This window comes from Streptacidiphilus neutrinimicus (assembly GCF_000787815.1).
Classification (GTDB): Bacteria; Actinomycetota; Actinomycetes; order Streptomycetales; family Streptomycetaceae; genus Streptacidiphilus; species Streptacidiphilus neutrinimicus.
The window spans coordinates 128,919-129,842 of the sequence record NZ_BBPO01000012.1; the positions used below are offsets into that span (position 1 = coordinate 128,919).

A 924-nucleotide genomic window follows, 5' to 3' on the forward strand; every position below is an offset into this window, starting at 1 on the left:
AGCGAGATCCGCGGCACCGTCGCGTTGCAGTACGCGTACAGCAGCTTCGCGCCGTGGCGGATGATGCCGCCGTGCTCCTGGTCCACACCCGGCAGGAAGCCCGGCACGTCCAGCAGCGTCACCAGCGGGATGTTGAACGCGTCGCACAGCTGCACGAACCGCGCCGCCTTCTCCGACGCGTGGATGTCCAGCACACCGGCCAGCGACTGCGGCTGGTTGGCGACGATGCCGACGACCTGGCCGTCCATGCGGGTCAGCGCGCAGATGACGTTGGTGGCCCAGCGCTCGTGGACCTCCATGAACTGGCCGTCGTCGGCCAGCTCCTCGATCACCTTGCGCATGTCGTACGGCCGGTTGCCGTCCGCCGGGACCAGGTCCAGCAGCGACTCGCAACGCCGGTCGGCCGGGTCCTCGGTCATCTCCACCGGCGGCGTCTCGCGGTTGTTCTGCGGCAGCATCGACAGCAGGAAGCGGACCTCCTCCAGGCAGGTGCGCTCGTCGTCGTACGCGAAGTGCGCCACACCCGACACCTCGGCGTGCACGTCCGCACCACCCAGGCCGTTCTGCGAGATCTGCTCACCGGTGACGGCCTTGACCACGTCCGGGCCGGTGATGAACATCTGCGAGGTCTCACGGACCATGAAGACGAAGTCCGTCAGCGCCGGGCTGTAGGCCGCGCCGCCGGCGCACGGGCCGAGCATCACCGAGATCTGCGGGATCACCCCCGACGCGCGGGTGTTGCGCTGGAAGATGCCGCCGTACCCGGCCAGGGCGGTGACGCCCTCCTGGATCCGCGCGCCGGCGCCGTCGTTCAGCGAGACCAGCGGCGCACCCGCCGCGATGGCCATGTCCATGATCTTGTGGATCTTCTGCGCGTGGGCCTCGCCCAGCGCACCGCCGAAGATCCGGAAGTCGTGCGCGTAG

At 69.5% G+C, this 924-nt stretch carries 1 protein-coding gene; it reads right to left on the minus strand.

Features of this window, described 5'->3' with window-relative positions:
• Positions 1-924 (minus strand): acyl-CoA carboxylase subunit beta (locus TR48_RS11090; RefSeq protein ID WP_042365905.1); only part of this gene is annotated, 924 nt, incomplete at both ends.